General features: G+C 40.5%; 21 protein-coding genes. 4 read left to right on the top strand and 17 right to left on the bottom strand.

Going from position 1 to position 20,745, the window contains the following annotated elements; genetic code table 11:
* Positions 1-339: 339 nt before the first annotated feature.
* The 7 genes from I6N95_RS14820 to I6N95_RS14790 all read right to left on the bottom strand — a co-directional run bounded on the left by I6N95_RS14820 (position 340) and on the right by I6N95_RS14790 (position 5,758).
* Positions 340-1,095, bottom strand: a complete 756-nt coding sequence (locus I6N95_RS14820; protein WP_209529324.1) for an ABC transporter permease — start codon at positions 1,093-1,095, stop codon at positions 340-342.
* On the bottom strand, positions 1,061-2,035 hold the full coding sequence (locus I6N95_RS14815) for an ABC transporter ATP-binding protein (protein ID WP_209529322.1): 975 nt from the start codon (positions 2,033-2,035) through the stop codon (positions 1,061-1,063). The genes I6N95_RS14820 and I6N95_RS14815 overlap by 35 nt, the downstream gene beginning before the upstream one ends.
* A gap of 3 nt (positions 2,036-2,038) precedes the next feature.
* Positions 2,039-2,494, bottom strand: coding sequence for a GyrI-like domain-containing protein (locus I6N95_RS14810; protein WP_209529320.1), 456 nt, complete (start codon positions 2,492-2,494; stop codon positions 2,039-2,041).
* The gene (locus tag I6N95_RS14805; RefSeq protein WP_209529318.1) at positions 2,484-3,335 is read right to left on the bottom strand and encodes an AraC family transcriptional regulator; all 852 of its coding nucleotides are present in this window, start codon (positions 3,333-3,335) and stop codon (positions 2,484-2,486) included. The genes I6N95_RS14810 and I6N95_RS14805 overlap by 11 nt, the downstream gene beginning before the upstream one ends.
* Positions 3,336-3,538: 203 nt before the next feature.
* Positions 3,539-4,258, bottom strand: coding sequence for a hypothetical protein (locus I6N95_RS14800; protein WP_209529316.1), 720 nt, complete (start codon positions 4,256-4,258; stop codon positions 3,539-3,541).
* Complete coding sequence (locus I6N95_RS14795) at positions 4,258-5,037, bottom strand: DUF2705 family protein (RefSeq protein ID WP_245249537.1); 780 nt, start codon at positions 5,035-5,037, stop codon at positions 4,258-4,260. The genes I6N95_RS14800 and I6N95_RS14795 overlap by 1 nt, the downstream gene beginning before the upstream one ends.
* Positions 5,030-5,758 carry an ABC transporter ATP-binding protein gene (locus tag I6N95_RS14790; RefSeq protein ID WP_209529311.1) on the bottom strand — a complete coding sequence of 243 codons (729 nt, stop codon included), beginning with the start codon at positions 5,756-5,758 and terminating at the stop codon, positions 5,030-5,032. Before I6N95_RS14790 ends, I6N95_RS14795 begins: the two co-directional genes overlap by 8 nt.
* A 201-nt stretch (positions 5,759-5,959) precedes the next feature.
* On the opposite strand from I6N95_RS14790, the gene I6N95_RS14785 reads away from it, so the two are divergent.
* Positions 5,960-6,670, top strand: coding sequence for a LytR/AlgR family response regulator transcription factor (locus tag I6N95_RS14785; protein ID WP_209529310.1), 711 nt, complete (start codon positions 5,960-5,962; stop codon positions 6,668-6,670).
* Here I6N95_RS14785 and I6N95_RS14780 read toward each other — a convergent pair.
* Positions 6,663-6,974, bottom strand: a complete 312-nt coding sequence (locus tag I6N95_RS14780; protein ID WP_209529308.1) for a hypothetical protein — start codon at positions 6,972-6,974, stop codon at positions 6,663-6,665. The two genes, I6N95_RS14785 and I6N95_RS14780, sit on opposite strands and share 8 nt — an antisense overlap.
* A 139-nt stretch (positions 6,975-7,113) precedes the next feature.
* Here I6N95_RS14780 and I6N95_RS14775 point away from each other — a divergent pair, with 139 nt between their 5' ends.
* Entirely contained in the window at positions 7,114-7,920 is an 807-nt protein-coding gene (locus I6N95_RS14775) for a sensor histidine kinase (RefSeq protein WP_209529306.1), read from the top strand.
* Positions 7,921-8,136: 216 nt separating this feature from the next.
* Here the strand turns inward: I6N95_RS14775 and I6N95_RS14770 are convergent, their stop codons facing one another.
* Complete coding sequence (locus I6N95_RS14770) at positions 8,137-8,556, bottom strand: GNAT family N-acetyltransferase (protein ID WP_209529304.1); 420 nt, start codon at positions 8,554-8,556, stop codon at positions 8,137-8,139.
* A gap of 445 nt (positions 8,557-9,001) precedes the next feature.
* Between I6N95_RS14770 and I6N95_RS27840 the strand changes: the two genes are divergently transcribed.
* Positions 9,002-9,097, top strand: coding sequence for a TraB/GumN family protein (locus tag I6N95_RS27840; RefSeq protein WP_209529413.1), 96 nt, complete (start codon positions 9,002-9,004; stop codon positions 9,095-9,097).
* Between the two features lie 147 nt (positions 9,098-9,244).
* Here the strand turns inward: I6N95_RS27840 and yicI are convergent, their stop codons facing one another.
* Genes yicI through I6N95_RS14750 form a run of 3 tightly spaced genes read right to left on the bottom strand, consistent with a single transcriptional unit; the run spans position 9,245 to position 14,311 of the window.
* Positions 9,245-11,566 carry an alpha-xylosidase gene (yicI, locus tag I6N95_RS14760; RefSeq protein WP_209529302.1) on the bottom strand — a complete coding sequence of 774 codons (2,322 nt, stop codon included), beginning with the start codon at positions 11,564-11,566 and terminating at the stop codon, positions 9,245-9,247.
* Positions 11,567-11,587: 21 nt separating this feature from the next.
* A complete protein-coding gene (locus I6N95_RS14755) occupies positions 11,588-13,066 on the bottom strand; it encodes a glycoside hydrolase family 1 protein (RefSeq protein WP_209529299.1) in 1,479 nt (492 codons plus the stop codon).
* 15 nt (positions 13,067-13,081) lie between these two features.
* A complete protein-coding gene (locus I6N95_RS14750) occupies positions 13,082-14,311 on the bottom strand; it encodes a PTS sugar transporter subunit IIC (RefSeq protein ID WP_209529298.1) in 1,230 nt (409 codons plus the stop codon).
* Positions 14,312-14,437: 126 nt separating this feature from the next.
* On the opposite strand from I6N95_RS14750, the gene I6N95_RS14745 reads away from it, so the two are divergent.
* Positions 14,438-15,325 carry an AraC family transcriptional regulator gene (locus I6N95_RS14745; RefSeq protein ID WP_209529296.1) on the top strand — a complete coding sequence of 296 codons (888 nt, stop codon included), beginning with the start codon at positions 14,438-14,440 and terminating at the stop codon, positions 15,323-15,325.
* A 235-nt stretch (positions 15,326-15,560) separates the two neighbouring features.
* On the opposite strand, the gene I6N95_RS14740 is transcribed toward I6N95_RS14745, so the two are convergent.
* The 5 genes from I6N95_RS14740 to I6N95_RS14720 all read right to left on the bottom strand — a co-directional run bounded on the left by I6N95_RS14740 (position 15,561) and on the right by I6N95_RS14720 (position 20,555).
* The gene (locus I6N95_RS14740) at positions 15,561-16,295 is read right to left on the bottom strand and encodes a T7SS effector LXG polymorphic toxin (protein WP_209529294.1); all 735 of its coding nucleotides are present in this window, start codon (positions 16,293-16,295) and stop codon (positions 15,561-15,563) included.
* Positions 16,285-16,638 (bottom strand): DUF3958 family protein, encoded by a 354-nt coding sequence (locus I6N95_RS14735; RefSeq protein WP_209529292.1) that lies wholly within the window; start codon positions 16,636-16,638, stop codon positions 16,285-16,287. The genes I6N95_RS14740 and I6N95_RS14735 overlap by 11 nt, the downstream gene beginning before the upstream one ends.
* Positions 16,638-16,928: a TIGR04197 family type VII secretion effector gene (locus I6N95_RS14730; RefSeq protein ID WP_209529290.1), complete on the bottom strand. Its 291-nt coding sequence runs from the start codon at positions 16,926-16,928 to the stop codon at positions 16,638-16,640. Before I6N95_RS14730 ends, I6N95_RS14735 begins: the two co-directional genes overlap by 1 nt.
* 187 nt (positions 16,929-17,115) lie before the next feature.
* On the bottom strand, positions 17,116-18,867 hold the full coding sequence (locus I6N95_RS14725) for a J domain-containing protein (protein WP_209529288.1): 1,752 nt from the start codon (positions 18,865-18,867) through the stop codon (positions 17,116-17,118).
* Positions 18,867-20,555 carry an Hsp70 family protein gene (locus I6N95_RS14720; protein WP_209529286.1) on the bottom strand — a complete coding sequence of 563 codons (1,689 nt, stop codon included), beginning with the start codon at positions 20,553-20,555 and terminating at the stop codon, positions 18,867-18,869. The genes I6N95_RS14725 and I6N95_RS14720 overlap by 1 nt, the downstream gene beginning before the upstream one ends.
* Between the last annotated feature and the right edge of the window lie 190 nt (positions 20,556-20,745).

The following is a 20,745-nucleotide window of genomic DNA, read 5'->3' as shown; positions in this document are numbered from 1 at the left end:
CAATCCAATCATTTTCCCAAGCCCATTATACCATCACTTTCTGCATAACGGATATGGATTTGTAAACTAACCTAATGGATTGTCCGCCATTGACGATTTCAGAATTCATGATCTTTGAAGCGTCATGCCCGTTAGCTATCACTTTTCTTAACAGATTGATCCCATCCTTATACCAACTTATTCATAAGATGTTCATCCTCTTCCCTTAAGCTATCACTATGCCAACAAACAACCCTAACAAAACTTTTTCATTCGTTTAGTTATCTCAGATAACTAAGCATCTCCTAGCCCTCAGCCTCCAACTGAGGGCTACTCCTTTTTTCAAACATCACAGGCATCTTAATAATTCGTCACATTGTTTAACTTTCTCAAGGCTAACATAAATAAAGCCACTCCTAAAACTAAAAAAAGACTAATGGAGCCCACTAATACTGCCCCATCCACCTGGCCTGTTAACATTAGTGAGCGAATGGTTGTGATGGCATGAGTGAAGGGATTCAGTCCAATTAACCCTTTTAAAATTCCAGATAAATTATCAACAGGAAACAAAGCTGGACTTAAAAAGAAAAGTGGCAACACAATGGCGTTCATCAACGTCTCGTAGATGATTTCATTAGGGAGTATCAGACTTAACAAATAAGTCGCATTAGCCACACAAAAATTTACCAGCAAAATAATCACCAACGACAAAAGTATGGCCCCCATACTAAAATGAAACTGTAGGCCTAAAAGAAGAGCCACAAAAAACATGAACAATATTTCCAACATCGAACACAAAACGGATTCAATCACTTGTCCTAAAACGATGGCACTTCTTTTGACTGGCGATTTAATGATGCGATAAAAACTGCCATCGCCTTTCATTAAATAATTCATCATACCACCACTGCTACAAGCGCCAAAGCTGACTAAAAATAGCAATCCCGAAAAAACATAGGTGACATAATTGTCAATGCCCAGACCCACCATAGAGGCTTTTGCTACTTGGGTGTATAAGACGAGCCACAACATCGGCTGTAAGATCGTCACAACAATGGTAAAGCCATGGTGAAAGCGCCACTTAATGGTCCGTTTTAAAATGACCTTGGTTTTCATCCCCCTCAGCTCCTTCCTCTGTTATTAACCGTAGGAAAACATCTTCTAAAGTCGAACTAACACGGTTGATGCCACTAACTTCAATCGCTTCTTGCAACAGCCAGTTCAGGTAGTAATCCAAGTCTCTTTCGGGCTTTGACAAGCGAATAGTCCTTGCGTTTAGTGTTACTTTCTTTCCAAAGTGTTGCTTAAAATGCTCGAAGCTGTTAATGGCTCTAGTAGGTGTGGGAAAGGTGAATTCAATCAGCTGGTCACTGACATACCCCTTAAGATTGGATTGGCTGTCCTGAGTGATGATGCGGCCATCTTTCATAATGCAGATCGTGTCACTTAATTGTTCGGCTTCTTCCAAATAGTGAGTCGTTAAAAAGATCGTGGTCATTAATTCGCTTTTGATTTGTTGAATCATTTGCCACATGGCTTGCCGCGATTGAACGTCCATGCCAACGGTTGGTTCATCTAAAAATAACACTTTCGGACTGGACATTAAGGCCAAGGCAATGTCCAAACGTCTTTTAATGCCGCCTGAAAAGGAGACAACGGGGTAATTTAAATAGTCAGTCAAATTAAAGCGGTCAATTAGTTCTGTCAGTTGTTGACCGGCTTTTTCCTTGGGGATATCATATAGGGCTGCCTGAAAAAGCATGTTTTCTTTTAAGGATAAATGGGTATCCACGGAAATTTGCTGAGAGACAGTTCCCACTTGGGATCTCAGAGCCATGATGGTCTGATCGGTTAACGGGGTGCCAAACAGTTTAACGGTTCCTGTTGTGGCTTTAAAAAAAGTGGACAAGATATTGATCAAGGTGGATTTTCCTGCCCCATTTTGCCCCAACAAACAAAAGACTTCTCCTTGTTTGACTTGGATGGTCACATCCTTAAGAGCTACTAAACCACTGGCATAGGTTTTACTGATTTGATCGGTTTCGATGGCATACATGGTCTAGCCCTCCTTGATCGGTATGATTATTTCTGTCACATAGTCTTCAGGCTTGCCTTGCCAAATCATCCCTGGCCCTTTTAGGTAAACTTCTCGAAAGTGAGAGTCCAGCTGAAATTGTTGTTCAAGGGCATAAGCTTCGATGGCTTGATAGGCCTTGAGAAGCGTGTCATAGGAACCGATATGAACCACTGATAATGCTCGCGTTGCTGGTATTTTTTTGATTTGGACAGCGGGATTGGAGGAAACTTCCCTAGTTGGCAGACACAGCTCCACTTTGCCGATTTTTGTCACAGGGTCCATCTGGCTAAAATTAAAAAATGGGGCTCCATTTGTCTGGCCTTTAATTGCCCGAAAAACCATGGGAATTTTTTTGGGGGCTTGGCGGGTGTCCCCTTCAAAGGGCAAATAGGCGACTCTGATTGCTTCGCAATTTTTTTCGTTTACATTATAAGTCATGTTTTTTCTCCTTAATGGCAATCCAAATTTCTGAATGCTCGTTGTGTTTTGGTTCCAAGGGATAGAACTCGATATCAGGGCCTCCACTATAATCATAATGAGAGAATGGCAACCATTCCAATAAAAAGCGTTTAAACATGGTTTGGACAGACTCCTTCAAAGGTCCTTCTGCCTCAAATATCACCCGTTTAGCTGGTGGTATCATAATCTTAATCAGGCCTTTGGGGCAATCCGTTGCCTCAACCGCGATATAATAACAGTGTTGGTCAGCGCTGGTATCGGTAATGCCGTAAACAACAGGCTCAGTGGCCAAGTCAGACAGTTGCTCAAAAAGCGGATTCTCTATGGTCTTTTGCCAAAATTCAGGAACGATGGCCATGTCTGCCTCCCTGTCATAGGATAAGGGAACGCTGATGCCTACTAGATTCATGGCAGGTTTTTCTATGATGCGATAACTCATGTTTTCACCTCCTTGTAGTTGAATTGAAAAACTTAGGGGAGCGTAGGAATGCAGCTGACTCTGACTTTTTCGCGCCTGACTAGGCGACATGCCATGGACACTGGTAAAGGCCCGATTAAAGGCAGTTGGCGACGAATAATCATATTTATGCGCGATCTCGATAATCTTTTGATCCGTTCCCTTTAACTCATAACCAGCAAGGGTCATTCGACGACGGCGGATATAGGCTGACACGGTAATGCCCGTCAAATAAGAAAACGTTCGTTGAAAATAACCGACTGTACAACAGGCGATTTTGGCGGCTTCCTCATAGCTAATGGTGCCAGCTAAATTATCTTCCAAATAGGCAATTGCCTGACTCAGGTGTTCTAGCCAATTCATCTGTTCTCACCTCCTAAAGTCATTGTAGATAAACACGTATTTTATATCCTCTCTTTTAAGGTTATCTTCTGTAAACTAACGATAAGCAACTTAAATTTTTATGTCAATTGTTGATTAGAACTCATAAAAAACCGATCGCTTGTCTAAGACAAACAATCAGCTTTTAGGTGATCAATATCAGAGCTTTAGTAACTCGATGATTATTAGGAAACTTCTTGACGCTGCAGTAGATACGCCCCTAAGCCTCCAAAACAAGCCAACCATAAAAACTGAACCACTAATCCTGTTCTCGGTTCCAAAAAAGAGGGACTTGTTGGTAAGACAAAGGCGTTAAAGCTAGCTAAGTTGGGTAGGTAAATAGCTAAAGGACTGACCCCTAGGAGCATTTGACTCAATCCTAAACTCATCGAGCCCAACACAGCAATCGGGACGATGATTGATTGTGTCAAAATGGCCATTCCCGCGCTGATTCCCGCCAACTGCAACCAACTGACTCCTGGGCCGATGAGGTGTCTGCCATAACTGATGAGAAAACTGATGTCAACCGTTAGCTTAAACTTGATCGTCCCGATCACTAAGCATGAAACGGCTGTTAGAATGGTCATCATCCCAACTGCCAACAGCAAGAAAAGCGACTTTGCAATAACCCATTGGTTTCTATCAGGTGTTCCTAATAAGCTCGTTCTTAAAGAAGAACCTAAATACTCCTGCCCCCAAAAAGCGGCACTGAAAACAATCACCCCTAGTTGCCCCATGTAGAGCATGTTTAAACTCTGGTTAAGTAATAACTCTTTTGTCAGGAGACGATCGGGAGACATGATAAGGATTATCAGGGGAATCAGCAATGTTGCGCCTCCACCGATAAGACACCAGCTAAATGAGAAAAATTTGATGGCTTCGCTTTTGATCACGCTAATTAACATCAATAGTTTCCTCCTAGATCACTCTTACTAAAAACATAACTAGCTAAAACTACTGTTACGCTTACCCAAAGTGAGAGAACTACCAGACCTTCGATCGGCTGGTGAGAAAAGGAATCGGTTGGTGTCGCCACTAGCTGATTACTAGCCGCTACTGGCAGATACTTTCCCCACGGCCATTTCTCATCCAAATAATTGCCTAGATTGTAGACTTGTGGAATTAAAAAAGCCAGTGGTACGATGGCATTTTTAAAAAGATGGCCGATTAAAAAAGACAATGTAGTTAAAAAGAGCCATTGAATCAAAGCATAACCGATAAATTTCCAAGCAATGCTACTTAAGGTCAGGGCATTAAGCCCTTGCTCTTGCAAACCGAGATGTGTGATTTCAATCGTGCCGTAAATGGCGAGTGCCCCTAACCATAACGTGGCAATAAGCAACGCTAGCAATTTGCTAAAGAAGACCTTTTCTCGGTTATTTTGACAGAGCAAGGTTGTTCTCAGTTGATGGTGGCTAAACTCACTTGCCCCATAGATTCCTCCAAAGACAATCATTGGCAATAGGCCAAATAAGACTGCATCGAAACCTAAATAATCAACTGGTGGAATTGCCTGAATAAGTTCTGGGTGTGTTTCAGGAGTGGCTGTTAGTCCCAGATTAGCGATCTGTTGGGCCGACATTAAGGCAAGGAGTGGCTGAAATAGCAAAACTAAACTACAAAGAACCCACCAGCTTTTACTTAAATAGATTTTTTTCGATTCAAATTTGATCATGCTAATCATCGGCATTCCCCCCTTCCGTAAGAGCAAAGAAAACTTCTTCCAATGACGATAAATTTTTCATAACGTCTTGAAGCTCTCCTGAAACAACTAGTTGGCCACGGTTAATCATCACCACATCATCTGCCATCGCTTCAATTTCCCCTAGTATATGAGAGGACAATAAAATCGTTTTGCCGGCTTGGGCTTGTTGGTGAATAAATTCGCGAAACCAGCGAATTCCAAGGGGATCTAATCCATTTGTCGGTTCATCTAACACCAAATATTGTGGGTCTCCCAATAAGGCAACAGCTAATCCCAAACGTTGGCCCTCGCCTAAAGACAGCTCCCCTAATCGAGCCTGACTTTTATGAACCAGGTCGACGAGTATCAACACTTCTGAGACTCGTCTTTGACTGATCTGATTACTTTGGGCGATCATTTTTAAATGAGTTTTAACCCTTCTTCTTGGAGCCCCACCAACACCATCAAAGGCGGCACCAACCATCTTTAATGGTGAAAAAAACTCGCGATACTTTTTGCCGCCAAAAGTGGCGCTCCCTGATAAATCCTGATCTAGCCCTAATAAAATTCGTAGAGTGGAGCTTTTCCCCGCGCCATTTGGCCCTAAAAAGGCTGTAATCCGCCCTGCTTTGGCGGTAAAACTAATATCAGTTAAAATCTGTTTTGTCTTGTGTTTTTTGTTAAGTTTTGAAATCTCAATTGTTTTGTCAGTCTGTGCCATCCTTACCGTCTCGCTCCTTTGTCTATCCATGATGCCTTTAATGTATCATGGATAGACGACCGATTCTCCCAAGGTAACAAATGGTCATTTATATGTCATAATTGAACTAATTTTACAAAGGGTTGTGTTAACCGACTCATTCGGTATAATAAACTAAACAACTATTTCGAGACAACGCCACAGAAAGAAGGGATAAGATCAATGACATTAAAAGTTGCTATTTGTGATGATCAACTGCCACTTACCGGCCTTCTTGAATCACTTTTATTCGATTACCGTAGTGATTTGTTTGAGGTTGATGTTTACCACACCCCTTTTAGCTTGATCAAGGCTTTACCCACCACAACATACGATCTCTTTTTCTTGGATATTGAATTCCCAGACTCTTCGGGTATTGCTATTGCCGAAAAAATCCGTGAACGTGACGTTAGCTGCCCGATTGTTTTTTTAACGAGTTATAAAAAATATATGGAAAAGGTATTTAAAGTGAATACCTTCGATTACCTTTTGAAGCCTATTAATGCCCAAAAATTATTTCCTGTGTTAGATAGAATCTGTCATTATCTTGATTTGGACTCCCAACGATTTGACTTTAGCTTTAACAAAATTTTTTACCATCTTCCTTTGAAGGAAATCGTCTATTTTGAAAAAAATAAGCGACGTGTCCTCATCCATACGATTGACCATGACTACGAAGCCCTACTTACAACAGATCAACTACTTGCAAAGGTGAACGATCACTTTATCCAAATTCACACCTCTTTTATTGTGAACAGCCGTTTTATCAAAGAATTAAGCAGTCATTCCATAACTCTGTTACCACAGGCTAACAGTTTATCTTTGCCGGTTAGTCGTAAATTTAAAGCTAGTGCGAAAAAACAAATCTTGATGAAATTGAGGGAAATTATTTGATGACGATGATTGGCTTGGCGATGGTTAACTTTTTTACAGACGTTGTTTTATTCCTGTATTTAACTATAGGCTCCCAGCGAAAAATCACCAGACCAATTAAACTTTTGTCAGTGTTATTCTTTTTGGTTGTATCCTTTTCACCTTTTATTAGGCCATCCTTTTTTCTCGTTACCCTGTTTTTCTGCACTTTAGGCGTATCAATTCTGCCAAAAAAAGCAATAAAAGAAACCACTTTCCTCCTTCCAATGCTGCTTTTTGCTTTGGCAGACATGGTTCCTATCGGACTGATCAACAGTATGGCCATTCCCAATCCAAGGGTACTTGTCTTGATAAGTGGTTTAACTGGCGGGATAAGTCTTCTTATCAAGCTTAAGGTGTTTAGCTACTTTAAGAGAGAGCCCTCCTCTCAAACTAAGTCCGTTTCCACTAATCCGGTCCTTTTAATGGCGCTAATTTCGATTCCTTTACTATCAGTAATTCTTTTTGGCATTGCTCTTGTCTCTGACATTAACTTGACGGCTAATCCTGAGGCACTAGTCACCATCGTTTTAATTTGTCTTGTTTATGTCAATCTCTGTATTGTCTATCTCTACCTCACCCTTAAAAAGAACATCAACGAGATTGCCGAAGCCGCCAACCAGCAGAGATTATTTGAATCAGAATTAGCCTATACCAAAAAGATGATCCATTCTCAGGAAAAAATGGCTTCCCTAAAACATGATTTAAAAAATCAATACATCCTCCTGTTAGGAATGCTCCAACAACAAAGGTATCAGGAAGCCACGAACTATCTTCAATTGTCACTAACAGACGTTGAAAGAAGTGATAGCTTTTTCACCAACAATCCTGTCTTAAATTTTTTACTGAATGAAAAAAAAGGGCTAGCAGAACAAGCAGGTATTCACTTGACTGTTAAAGCATTACTGCCGCAACAGTTAAAACTTAACAATGATATTCTGGCAGTTGTTCTGGGAAACTTAATCGACAACTCACTAAATGCTGTCAAACGTCTCCCTTCTCCTCAGGGGAAAACCATTGCCCTCACCATTAAACTATTTAACGATAACTTGCTGATTGACATTAGCAATGACTTTGATATCAGTGAACTGACCACTCGTCAAACGCGACTCTCTCAAGGTATTGGCCTTAAAAACATTAAACGAGTCATCGAAGAGCACAACGGCATTTACGAACAATGGGTAGTCGACCAGCAATATGTCGTTAGCATTTTGTTAATGAATATCATCTAACGCGACTTAGCTGCCGCAACAATTACGAGCCGAATGTTATGGCAGTTTTTTGACCTTACCTATTATCATTTTTACTTGACTAAACGGTAACGAACGTTTAAGAGGTTTTTTAATGAACAACTCAAAAAGCCGATGCGAAGCACCGGTTGGGAAATAGCTAATATACTGTATTAAATTACCTGATAGCACCTGCTCCATTACTCACAACGAGACTACTTAAGACAAATTTTTCTTTAAGAAAAACTCAGTCAAATTCTGTTTTTGATAATGCAATTCGCCGAAAACTTCATACCCATTTTTTTTATAAAATGAAGGGGCCTGAAAATCAAATGTTTCGAGATGGCACATATCACAACCATACTCCAGTAAACTTTTTTCAAGTAATAACAATATTTGACTACCTATAGATTGTTTTCTAAAAAATGGATTAACCCACAAAGTCTCGAGATAGCCAATATAATATAAAGAAGAATAGGCTATCCCACCACCGACTATTTCGTTATCTTTTTTTACAATAACTGTAAATTTTTTATGGTCTTCTTTTTGTGTCGTCTTTTTCACTCGCTTGTTAAACAGATCTAATTCCGCTTCAATAAATTCTGCCTCTGTCTCATTTCCTCTTTCATAACTAAACATACTGAAAACTCCTTATCATAAATATAGTATTGTTATTGCATTGATTGATATACCTATCATAACATTTAAGCTTATCTTTATTTCATTTTTACATGTTTCACTCAGATTATTGTTGATCACGCAATCAAAATCTCCTCTTTTTAATACATATTCCCTTAAAAATGAGACCCGTTAGTTAATTTATTGTCTTAGAATTGAGAAAAAATTTTTCTGTGGAAATTTGTAGATGCCTTAATGACAAAAGAGGACGATGCTAAGTCTATATATAATCAAACAGATAGTTCCATTGGATGATTATTTAATGGGAACTATATACTAGCAGTTTAGGCACTATATCGACGGATTACTAACGACTGTTATCCCCTAATGACATCATCAATGTTTCTCGCAATAAAAGCTGGGTGAAAGTTTTACCTCAGTATTTAGAGGATGAAATCACAGCTTTATTGCCGTTGGCGCCGCTCATTTAATTGAGGAAGAAGGGCTTGTCAACCTATTAAATAAAGCTGGCTACCAAGTCACTGCCATTTCGTTTGATTAGGTGAGCGAAGAAGTCACTAAAAAAGTGGAAGTGGCTCTATTTTCCGGTAGTCAAAAAAACGAGAAAAGAGACCCTTTTCTCGTTTTTTTACTTCTCGTTTAAATTGACTTTAACTTAACTCACTGGAATGACTAGTTCAGCGGCGACTTATTGAATGCTTAAGCTTAATTCCGTGTCAGCGGCTAGCCGATTACGCTCGATCTTATCATGATGATAAACGACGACGGTAGCTTGGCCAGTGATTCCTTCGGCTAAAAGTCTATAGGTTTCACCAACTCTGACAACTTTTACCTTGCCGCATAACTCTCCCTTTTGATTAACTAAATCAGAATGATGTTCTCCTTCAGTTAGCTGATAGCAAGAAATGGTCACCTCGTCTAAGTAGTCATATACCGCCTGTTGTTCGTTTTTCCCAGTGACAATCAAGGAATTTTCTTTGACAAATACGGGCAAACTAAAATAATCATAGGTTTCAGTCAGCCACTGGCCTTGAGCCAACTCCTTGATCTCTGACGTCAATAGATGAGTCCACTTGCCTTTTGGTAAATAATAGGTCACTGAACCTGTTTCGTTAAAGATCGGTGCCACTAATAGTGCACTACCTAAAAAGTACTGTTTATCGAGATAAAAGGTCGTTGGGTCTTCTTCAAACTCCATAAAAATTGGGCGCATCATTGGAACACCCGTCTTAGACGTGGCGACTGCTTCACGATATAAATAAGGCATTAACTTATTTTTTAGCTGTGAAAACTGACGAGTAACGGCCACCGCTTCTTCCCCGTAATTCCATGGAACCCGATACTCTATATTGCCGTGATAACGACTGTGGGTTGATAATAAGCCGAATTGTGTCCACCGTTTGTAAATATCTGCTGTAGCATTTTCTTCAAACCCGCCAATATCATGACTCCAGAAACCAAAGCCTGATAGTAGAAACGATAGTCCACCACGTAGCGACTCCGCCATGGAACTGTAAACAGAAAGATTATCTCCCCCCCAGTGAACGGGGAATTTTTGTGAGCCTACTGAGGCGGACCGAGCGAAAACAATCGCTTCGTTCTTGCCTTTGTTGGCTTCAAGAACCTCAAAAACCGCTTCATTGTAGAGATAACTATAATAATTATGAGCTTTTTTCGGATCAGATTGATCAAAATACACAGCATTATCAGGGATTCGCTCACCGAAGTCGGTTTTAAAACTGTCGACTCCCATGGCCAATAATCGTCGTAAATGATCTTGATACCATTCTTTGGCAGCTGGATTGGTAAAGTCAATGATGCCCATGCCTCCCTGCCAGAGATCCCATTGCCAAACTTGACCATCTGCTCTTTTTAAGAAATAGCCCTTTTGGCGACACTCGTTGAAAAGAGGGGATTTTTGTCCGATATATGGATTGATCCAAAGACAGATTTTAACGCCTTTATCATGAATTCGTTGCAACATTCCTTGGGGATCGGGAAACTGCTGATCATCCCATTCAAAATTGCACCACTCAAATTCTTTCATCCAAAAGGTATCAAAGTGAAAGACCTCAAAGGGCAATTCACGTCTCTGCATCTCATCAATGAAACTCATGACAGTCGCTTCACTGTAATCAGTTGTAAACGAGGTCGACAACCATAGACCAAAGGACCAAGCAGGTGGTAAAGCTGGTTTTCCCGTTAATGCGGTATATTTCATCAAGATCTCTTTGGTGCTTGGGCCATAGATCACCAAGTATTCAAGAACTTCGCCTTCAACACTGAACTGTGCTCGTGAGACATTTTCTGAGGCCAGTTCAAAAGAAACTTTTTCTGGATGGTTGACTAAAATACCATATCCTTTGTTGGACAAATAAAACGGAATGTTCTTATAGGCTTGTTCACTTCCCGTGCCTGGATCTTCGTTCCAACTGTCAACCGATTGACCGTTCTTAATCAAGGGAGTAAAGCGTTCGCCTAATCCATATAACAGTTCATCCACTCCCAATGATAGCTGTTCACGCATGTAATGGGGGCCTTGGGTTTGATAAAGTTCATTGATCCCCGGTTGAAAATAACGGGGATCTCTTTCTTGAATTTCTGCTTGGGCACCATATTTGGACTCAGTCAGCAAGCGATCGTTGCCATAAAATGCCAAGTTGAACTTCCCTGACTTGCTTATCTGCCCTTGAATCTCTCCTGACTGAAAGATAACAGTCTCCTCTGTTTCGCTGATCTCAATGGCTGGCGAAGAATCTGTCAGCTCAAAATGAGGCCCAGGTTGGTCAATGTCATGATGAGTTAAGCGAACCTTGATCACGTCTGCTAAAGGCGAACTCAATTCCATCGTGGTCATCCCGGTATTTAAGGTATTCCCACGTTGGCTGATCTTCTCATAAGGAGCGTAGACTGTCAGTTTAGTTGCGGTTTGACGGTGAGAATGATAGCTTTGAGGGTGCTGAAGCTGATAGTCTGACCGATTTAACCAATATCCGTTAGTAAATTTCATTAAGGGGTCTTCCTTTCCTGTTTAATTGTCATCTAGTGGCAGTTCACCATTAGCTGCAATTACTCGCTGATACCAATAATAGCTTTTTTTAGGAATCCGTCGCAGATCCAACTCACTGGCTTCATTGCGGTTAACGTAAACCAAGCCATACCGTTTTTTATAGCCATTTAGCCAACTCAACAAATCGGTAAATGACCAAGTACAATACCCGATAATCTCCACCCCATCACTGATGGCTTTTTGAATTTCCAAAATATGGGTTTGTAAATAAGCAATGCGCTCGTCATCTTCAATCGTCCCATCTTCCGTTAGCACATCGATAGCACCTAATCCATTTTCAGTAATAAATAAGGGTAAGTTGTACTTATCTTGCAAGCGACGCATGGCAATCCGGAAACCTACTGGATCAATTTCCCAATTCCAAGCAGTTTTTGTTAAATAGGGATTTTCCACATTAGTAAACAAGGCTTTTTCGGGACTGGCCTGTTGTTCATCGGCTGGTTGAATATGATACGGATCGATGCCCGAAAATGTTTTTTCCCTTTGTGGGGATGCTGCCTGTTGTTCATATTCATTTTGAGCAACGGTTCCACCATGGTAATAATTAACCCCTAAAAAGTCAGGTTTCGCCGCTGCTAACAACTCGAGATCCCCTTTTTCGACAACTGGAGTTAAGCCCTGTTCGGCCAAATACTGCCAAATCACTTTAGGGTACTGGCCTTTACAATAGACGTCTAACCACCAGCCATTGTTAAAAGCCTCCCCATTTTCAGCAGCCAGCACATCGGCTGGATTGGCTGAAGCTGGGTAAACTGGGCCGTAGCCAAAACTTGGGCCAATCAAACCGGTAGGGACCAGCTCCTTAAAGAGTAAAATCGCCTCTGCTTGGGCGAGATTAATGTGATGATTGGCTTGAAACATCCGTTTTAAATCGGAAACATTCGGCGGATGCAGTTCCCAGCGATAGCCCATTGCGGTGAAAACATTTTGTTCATTCATGGTCACCCAATACCTCACTTTTTTACCAAGTCGCTGGTACAAGATCCGACAGTAGTCTTTAAAAGCGGCGATCACCCGCCTTGATTCCCAGCCGCCATATGTTTCTTGTAAATACAAGGGCAAGTCCCAATGATACAAGGTGACGACGGGTTCAATACCATGGGCCAGTAGCTCATCTACCAACTTTTCGTAAAACTGCACCCCTTGTTCATTGACCTTTCCTTCCCCTTGAGGCAAAATGCGACTCCAAGCGATCGAAAAGCGATAGGCTTTTAGTCCCATTTCCGCCATCAGACGCACATCTTCTTGATAACGATTGTAGTGATCCACAGCCACATCACCGTTGGTTCCTTCGAAAGTCTTTCCTTCTATCTTTGAAAAGACGTCCCAAACAGACGGACCTTTCCCATCTTGATTCCAAGCCCCTTCAACTTGGTAAGCGGCAGAAGCCGCTCCCCATAGAAAATCTTTTGGAAAGGGCGCTAATTTTTTATGAAACATCTTTTCACCTCACTGTTAGTTAGTTTCTTCTTTAAGCGCCTGTTTATCAGCCATTTTAAAGAATGGGTAATAAATCGCCACCGCAATGATTACTTCAATCCCTTGCCAAAGAGCTGCCCGCCAATCCCCACCGGTAATCAGAAAACCGGAAATAATCGGTGGCGTGGTCCACGGTGCCGAAGCCACGACGCGGCCGATAAGATCGTATTGCATCAATAAATAGGTAATCCCTTGTAACAAAATAGGAATGCCGATAAATGGAAACATAAAAATTGGATTTAGCACAATCGGCATACCGAACATGATCGGCTCACTAATGCCAAAGACCGAAGGCAAAATACTCATTTTTCCCAAAGTTCGATAGCGTTCGCTTTTGGCTGTTAACATGCATAGAGCAATCCCAATAATCGCCCCTGTTCCGCCTAAATTCATCCCAAAAAGGAGGAAGCCATCAGCGGCAATATACGGCGCCGGCTGACCATTAGAAACGGCTTCAATGTTGGCGGCCAAATAGGTTAAGAAGATCGGTGATGAAATACTGCCAATCACGTTATTGCCGTGAATTCCAATCGTCCACAAAGCGCACATCAGGAAACAGACTAATAACACACCCCAGAAAGTATTAATCCCGACCACTAAAGGCGCAAAGAGTTTAGTCACCAGTGCGTTGATGTCAATTTTAAGAACAACTCTGATCAGCCAAAAGAATAAAATTGTGATTGAGCCGGGAATAAGAGCGGCAAAAGATTTCATCACGGCTGGCGGGACACTATCAGGGAGTTTGATCACCCAGTTGCGTTTTATACAGAAACTCATTATTTCGCCTGATAATAAGGCCACAATTATAGCGGTAAACATGCCGGCAGAACCGTAGACAGACGTATCGATTTCTAAACTATTGGTCAACATCACCAAAATAAAGGAAACTAGGCCAATGACAGTGCCGGTAATCTCATCAATTTTGTTCAGTTTAGCCATTTGATAACTTAAGCCACAGACAACAATCAGCGACAACAAACCAAATGTCACAGTTACGGGGGCATTTAGCAAGCCACTAATCGGTTTGACTACCTCACCCCAGCCTTCAAAAGGTAAATTGTTAATGATTAAAAAGATACTACCTAAGATAGTGAACGGTACGGTAATCACCATTCCGTCACGTAACGCCACTAAATACTTTTTATTACTAAACTCGGCAATTTTTGTTAAAAATATTGTTTGGAACCACTCTTTTAACTTATTCATTTATGTTTCCTTTCTTCACTTTGTATTCGAAAGCACTTTCAGTTATAATTATATTGACTTGACTGTAAGTTGCTTATGATATCTTGACTAAAAACTATCAATATATTGATATGGGAGGAATTTTCATTGACTGGCAATCAACACATTTTTTTCAGAGAAAATGCGTATCACGGTGACGCTGATTTTCATTTTTCTTTGTATAGCATTCATAATACAGACACTCGAAAAATCTTGGTTCATCGCCATTGGCACGAAGAAATAGAAATCGTCTATGTCCAAAGTGGGGCAATGAGGATCGAAATTGCTGGCGAGAAAAGGACTCTTAATGCTGGGGAAATCATGTTAATTCCCCCTGAACAAATCCATGAATTTACGAAAAGTGGCACACAAAATTGTAAGTTTTACTCCTTGGTTTTTCAACTCTCGCTACTGCTGTCACCCCATTCTACGGTCATTCACAATAAATATTTGCGAGCCTTAGGTCACTCTCAACGTATTTACTGTTTTGATCAGCAGCACCCTGCTAACCCGCTTGTACTGGCTTTGGTTAACCACATTATCAGCTTGTACTATGAACAACCCTTTGGTTATGAACTGATGGTCAGCAGTGATCTTTTTGCTTTTTTCTTTCATGTTTTACAACAGGATGTCCCTGCCATTCAAAAGGACAATCACTTAACGCCGACAATCAACATGCGGATTAAAAAAATTGTCAATTATTTAGAAGCCAATTATTCCAATAAGATTACATTAGCGGATATGGCGGAATTAATCGGCACTAGTCGTGAACATTTTAGCCGCTTTTTTAAAAACTATTTTCAGATGAACTTCTCTGAATACTTGACGACTTTCCGAGTGAGCAAAGCCACCTATTTACTGGTAACCACCAGCTGGTCTATTCTTGATGTGGCAATTGCCTCCGGCTTTAACAACGCCTCTTATTTTACCAATGTCTTTACGGCCATTATGAAGCTAACGCCCTCTGCTTATCGCAAGAAGCACCAAATTAAATAAGGTTATGTCCTCTGTGGCGGACTGATTTGTTGGGGATTGTAACCAAAGGTTTGAGTTAGGAAGTAGGACAAAAAAACACTAGCTGATTTGACTCAAACTAGTGCTTTTTTATTTATTGTTAAGACCGCTAAAACCATTTTATTGTCAGCAGCTTGCCTGATGATGGCCTATTGAAGTTTTTGTTGATTAATTCAGTAAAACTTTTAATGCCTTCATTTACAAAATCACCTGCAAGTTAATCTGCTAATTCCTCTTCAAAGCTCGCTTTATCATTGATCACTGTCTTTATAAGATGCTCATCTTTTTCTTGTCCCCGTTCTTGTAATTTGGTAACAATTACAGTTTGCCAAGCCAAATCTGCTTTACAAGGCACATTAAAAACCCCAGTATTTGAACTAAACGCCGTTTTTGTCTGTGCTAACCCTTGAATAACGGCCTCTTCCAAGGCCGCGATTTCAGTGAAAATAGTCGCTGAGGATTGATTAAAGGCCATCAATTTATAGAGTTTTTCTTCCAGTTCTTGCTTGACAGTTCGATAAAGCCCAATCATTCTAGTATTAGCTGATAACTGACCTTCCTTTGTCATCTCTGGTGTACTAGATGAGTGTAGTAAACCACCAATTTCTTCCGCCTGGGATATCAGTCGATCGACCTGCTGGAGTTTTTCTTCTAATTCAGATTGCTTGAGATCCCCATTATCGACATCGGCCAGATACGCTTCTGGTAATTTTTTTACTGCCTGCTCCACTGCCTCTGATAACAAAACCCCCCCCTGAACCAATGGGTACAACACTTGATCAAAATACGTTTTAGCTGACTCATAGGCAGCACCTGTTAAAAAAGGGCTGTTTAGCGAAAAATCAGTTATCGCTTTTTGTAGTTGTTCGTAACTTTGAACCTGCTGTTTAGTCATTTGGCTAACGCTACTTGACTGATTTTGTGAGGCAGACAAGTACATATCAACGCTCATAACTAGCCTCCTCTAAGGCAACTTTTTTCTTCTCTTCAAAAACGGTTGTGATCTCCTGTTGCACTTGCTTTTTAGCACAGATCAGTGCTTCTTCATCTTCATCTAATCCATTGATAATCTTACGAGATTCATGGAGATAATCATCGCGAATAGATTCATAAATATAATTCCCATCATTTTTATAAAATGTATGGTGCAATTCCGACATAAAATCACCCGATTCATTAAAGTGGGCTTCGTATAAATCTTTAATTTGCCTGACTTGTTTAATTTCTCGATTTAACCTGTCTTCTTTTTCCAACAACTTTTGCTCTTTTTGATGTAACTCATCCCATTGTTCCACTAGAAAAATCCTCCACTATTTTTCTTTATATTTTGCTCCACTTGGTTATCCATCGCTTCGAATTGCTCGGCAACGCTACGAATATTAGCTGATGCCAATGATACTGCATCTGCAATTTGTTGAGCAGTATTTTGTGCTGATTGAATAGCTTGTTGTGCTGAAACATTCCCCATAACAGTTGTTTGCGTATCAGTTTCGACTGAAGGCAATTGACTGATACTATCTGTCGCATTTTTTAGCGCAGTTGCTTTTAGGCTGGCATCACCTAAATCACTTTTAATAGTTGACATAGCTACCTCCTTTTAACAGGCCTTTTTTATAACTTAAATTTTATCACATTTTTCTGTTCATTTATACAAAAAATAGGAAATATCTCTTCGACTCTTTAATTAAATGGACATCTACACCGTCACTATTTAACAAAGGAGGAGCAACATATGTTAAATTGTCTTCCCTTTCCAAAAAAGCTCCGACCTTCTACTCCTTTAAAAGCTCGCTAATTTCGGTTTCAAGCCAGCTCGATGCCTGTTTGTTTCGATCATAAAAGTGCAACTGTTGAAATTGACTACTGTCCTGATAATCTAAGGTTGCCACGGCAATGATTTGATCAGAATAAACATAAATCTCATGTTCTTTCTCAAAAAAGAGTAGGCCTTCACTAGTCAAATCAGGATAATCGCCCTTTTCATAATAAATATAATGTCGCAGATCAGCTCTCTTAGATTCACTGATGTATTGATTAATAAAATCATAATGACAATTAATGTCATCAGTTTGCAGTACCTCTGTTACTAACTTGTGCAACGGGTCTCCCACTTTTGGAAACAGTTTTACCCAACTTTCATTGCTAGTTTCAGCAAAATCATAACCGTGAACACTGCCTTCTGTGTGCTGCTCAGACAAAATATCTCCAACACGGCTTTCAGTCTCATCAGTCTCTGCGGCATGTCCACCAAACAACTCAAGAACTTCAGCAGGAACTGAGCTATCAGTAGTTGTCGGTTGTTCTCCGACAAACCCTCCCATAAGCGCCAATCCAGCCATGATAAACACTGGATAAAGCCAATATTTAACATCGTTCCATACCTGTCTAAATCGGCTTATACCGCTGAGTTCGGTCAATTTTCCTTTTGCCTGACGGTTTAATTTACGTCGTACATCTAAGCTTTTTCGATAATAGACATGAATGAGTGTGCTATCTTCGATCGCTTGCCAGAAATCAAAAGCCTGTTGGTAATCTTTGATTTGGTAAAACATCATCCCAACCAAAAAGGCACTTAGGTCAGGTGGTAAAAAACCAAAATCCCCGACCTCAATAAAGGCCAATGCGCCCTCAGGGAAAATACCTAAACGCAAGGTTTCATTAAAATAATAAAATAACAAAGAAGGCGGGTGATCAGTCGCTTTCTGGGCAAATTTGGTAAAGCGGTAACTATCAAATAATGGCGCTGATTTTTTATCAAATAGGCGACTGAGATTCTGACGGAGATAAACCGCCGAATATATCACTTCAACATCCAAATCACCTTGATAGATACTTCGTAAGATCTGATAATAGTCATTCGCTGAACGTTCGTCTTCATTTCCCATGATTAGAATTATCCACAATCGGTACCGTAAAAAAGTATAGTAATCAACGGTTTTCGACGTAAGAATTGTAGGAAAAATGGCATTGAATTTTGGCAAGGTGAGTAGCACTTCTTTGTAATGTTCCAGTTCTATCAATGTTTCCACAGCCTCTGAGGATTTCATGTCAAACTCAAATAAGCTAATGTTCTGATCAATGTAATTGATGATATCCTTTGTCAGCCAATACGCTCGTTCTTTGACAAACTGTTGTATCCGTAAACGATTCGCACGTAAATCAGTATCTGACCACTCTTGGGAGGTTAACAGCTGTTGCCAAAAAAGAAGGGTGCACTCCTCCAAGGTTAGTCTTTGTAATCGTTGCTCAAGATAATGATAGTTGTTCTCTTTCTGAGAACTCTTCGGTGATGAAAAAAGAAAAACCTCACTTAAGTGACTGACGTTTTGTGGATTAAGATTGCTAACGGGCTTTTCTGATTCAACTGGCACCTCTAGACAAGCTTCAAGGGCCGCTTTAAGGGCCTGAAAGGCTTGTAAATCTTTTTCCAAATCCAATTGTTTAAGCTTTTTGGCATAGGCCCGTTTGATTATTTTTTTATCTAAAGTAGGGGCTATCCCCAATATCTCCCAATTTTTTGTCATTACAGTTGCCACTCCAATTGCTTGATCATCTCTGTAATCTGTTTGGCTAATTCATCAATTGACTCTTGATGTTGTTGGCTAAGGACATACTTAAATTGTGTGGTCATCTCAACGATTAGCTGACGATTTTCACCAGACAATTCCACGTAGAGTCGCTCAAGTTTCGCCAGAATTAAGCGGTATTCAGGTCTCTCCTGTGGTTTAATTTTTAAATGACTCAGTTTAGCAAAACTGGCAGCAATCTCTTTTTTTGTCATGGTTGTTCGTTCATTCGTGATGATCCCTCTAGTCATTTCGTTGGTTTCCAGCGTCAGAATTTCCACTTCCAAAACCCCATTAATATCGTAAGTAAAACGACATTCCAATACTTGTCCTGCAGGACGAGGCGGAACATCCACTTCTAGCTCACCAATTTTGAGATTGTCTTTTACCATCATGTGCTCCCCTTGGTAAATACCAAACTTAACTTCTGTCTGGTTATCATGTCGCGTCTGATACCGTTGAACTCGGCTGATTGGAATCGTCGAATTCCGTTCAATGATCGGTGAGTATACCCCTTCTACTTCCATGCGCCCCACATCTGTGGTAATCTCGACTCCCATCGTAAAAGCGCAAACATCTGTTAAGACTAATTCTGAGACTTCTAGCTGTTTCTCTTTTAAAGCAGTTTGAATCGTTACGCCAATACCAACGGCTTTATCAGGATCAACCGTCATACAAGGCAAGTGCTTCGTTATTTTTCCGATGGTCTGTCTAACGCAGCTCAGCTTAGTTGCCCCGCCAATTAAAATCACTTGATCAATTTCAGTTGACGCAAGTTGACAGTCTCTCAAGACACGTAAGATTGGCGCACTCATTTTGCTTAGAAGTGGTTGCCACAGCTCAAAAGCTTTTTCTTTTGTCAGCTCATAGGCGTATCTCTTTTGCTCAATTTCTATTTCTATTAAAACCTGTCCTTTTGAGTCAATGGTTTGCTTCAATTGCTCAAAACGGCGGTAAATTCCTGCCATATCCTGATCACTTAGCTGCCCACGTGTCAAATTTATTGTTGTTAAAAAATCGTCAATTAAGTAATAGGTGAAATCTTCACCGCCTAAATAATTGTCTCCAGCTATACCATTCACTTGAAAAACACCGTCAAACAATTCTAAAAGTGACACATCATAAGTACCCCCACCTAAATCTACAACTAAAAGTGTGACATCTTCCGCTTCATGAATTCCGTACGCTAAGGCGGCAGCTGTTGGCTCACTAATTAAACCAATACATTCCAGCCCTGCTAACTGACAGGCCTGGATAGTGTCTTCTCGTTGCATATTATTAAAATAGGCAGGGACACTTACCACAACTTTATCAACCCTTTCTTGAACGAAGTCTGCTACAGATTGATGCAATTGCTTAATGACCATGGCAGATAACTCTGTTGGCGAATAACTCTGTCGGTTGGATAATTGATACTGTTTTTCAGTTCCCATAAACCGCTTGAACACCGCCGCGGTTTGATTCGGTTTTGTTAACAAATGCTCTTTCGCAATTTTTCCAACAATTACTTCTTGATTATCGTCAATACTGACGACAGAAGGTGTTAAAAATTCGCCGAATTCATTGGGAATCAGTTCATAACCACCTTCATGCCAGATTCCTACTAAACTATTAGATGTGCCTAAGTCAATCCCGATAATGATCATCATCACTTCCTATTCTCTACCTTTTTGAATTACTCCAAAAGGGGCCTATTCGTACTAAAAATTCACTATTCATTAATCTCTTACAACATTAATTGTAGCTTATTCAATCATCAAGTGTTAGCTTTTTTGACTTTCGTTGACAACTAGCCCCGTTACTGATGACTCTTTCTTGCATCACATCACACCAAAT

Origin of the sequence: Vagococcus allomyrinae (genome assembly GCF_017829975.1) — a bacterium.
GTDB classification, from domain to species: Bacteria; Bacillota; Bacilli; order Lactobacillales; family Vagococcaceae; genus Vagococcus_D; species Vagococcus_D allomyrinae.
This window is presented reverse-complemented; position numbering and strand designations above follow the sequence as displayed.

What these genes read in the sequence shown, in the direction of transcription:
- I6N95_RS14725 (WP_209529288.1), bottom strand. Translation starts at nt 18,867, where the DNA reads ATGACAAAAAATTGGGAGATATTGGGGATAGCCCCTACTTTAGATAAA.
- I6N95_RS14770 (WP_209529304.1), bottom strand. Translation starts at nt 8,556, where the DNA reads ATGTTTAGTTATGAAAGAGGAAATGAGACAGAGGCAGAATTTATTGAA.
- I6N95_RS14795 (WP_245249537.1), bottom strand. Translation starts at nt 5,037, where the DNA reads ATGATTAGCATGATCAAATTTGAATCGAAAAAAATCTATTTAAGTAAA.
- yicI (WP_209529302.1), bottom strand. Translation starts at nt 11,566, where the DNA reads ATGAAATTTACTAACGGATATTGGTTAAATCGGTCAGACTATCAGCTT.
- I6N95_RS14805 (WP_209529318.1), bottom strand. Translation starts at nt 3,335, where the DNA reads ATGAATTGGCTAGAACACCTGAGTCAGGCAATTGCCTATTTGGAAGAT.
- I6N95_RS14750 (WP_209529298.1), bottom strand. Translation starts at nt 14,311, where the DNA reads ATGAATAAGTTAAAAGAGTGGTTCCAAACAATATTTTTAACAAAAATT.
- I6N95_RS14755 (WP_209529299.1), bottom strand. Translation starts at nt 13,066, where the DNA reads ATGTTTCATAAAAAATTAGCGCCCTTTCCAAAAGATTTTCTATGGGGA.
- I6N95_RS14800 (WP_209529316.1), bottom strand. Translation starts at nt 4,258, where the DNA reads ATGTTAATTAGCGTGATCAAAAGCGAAGCCATCAAATTTTTCTCATTT.
- I6N95_RS14730 (WP_209529290.1), bottom strand. Translation starts at nt 16,928, where the DNA reads ATGTCAACTATTAAAAGTGATTTAGGTGATGCCAGCCTAAAAGCAACT.
- I6N95_RS14780 (WP_209529308.1), bottom strand. Translation starts at nt 6,974, where the DNA reads ATGGCCATACTGTTGATCAGTCCGATAGGAACCATGTCTGCCAAAGCA.
- I6N95_RS14775 (WP_209529306.1), top strand. Translation starts at nt 7,114, where the DNA reads ATGGCGCTAATTTCGATTCCTTTACTATCAGTAATTCTTTTTGGCATT.
- I6N95_RS14790 (WP_209529311.1), bottom strand. Translation starts at nt 5,758, where the DNA reads ATGGCACAGACTGACAAAACAATTGAGATTTCAAAACTTAACAAAAAA.
- I6N95_RS14720 (WP_209529286.1), bottom strand. Translation starts at nt 20,555, where the DNA reads ATGATCATTATCGGGATTGACTTAGGCACATCTAATAGTTTAGTAGGA.
- I6N95_RS14740 (WP_209529294.1), bottom strand. Translation starts at nt 16,295, where the DNA reads ATGAGCGTTGATATGTACTTGTCTGCCTCACAAAATCAGTCAAGTAGC.
- I6N95_RS14810 (WP_209529320.1), bottom strand. Translation starts at nt 2,494, where the DNA reads ATGACTTATAATGTAAACGAAAAAAATTGCGAAGCAATCAGAGTCGCC.
- I6N95_RS14820 (WP_209529324.1), bottom strand. Translation starts at nt 1,095, where the DNA reads ATGAAAACCAAGGTCATTTTAAAACGGACCATTAAGTGGCGCTTTCAC.
- I6N95_RS14815 (WP_209529322.1), bottom strand. Translation starts at nt 2,035, where the DNA reads ATGTATGCCATCGAAACCGATCAAATCAGTAAAACCTATGCCAGTGGT.
- I6N95_RS14785 (WP_209529310.1), top strand. Translation starts at nt 5,960, where the DNA reads ATGACATTAAAAGTTGCTATTTGTGATGATCAACTGCCACTTACCGGC.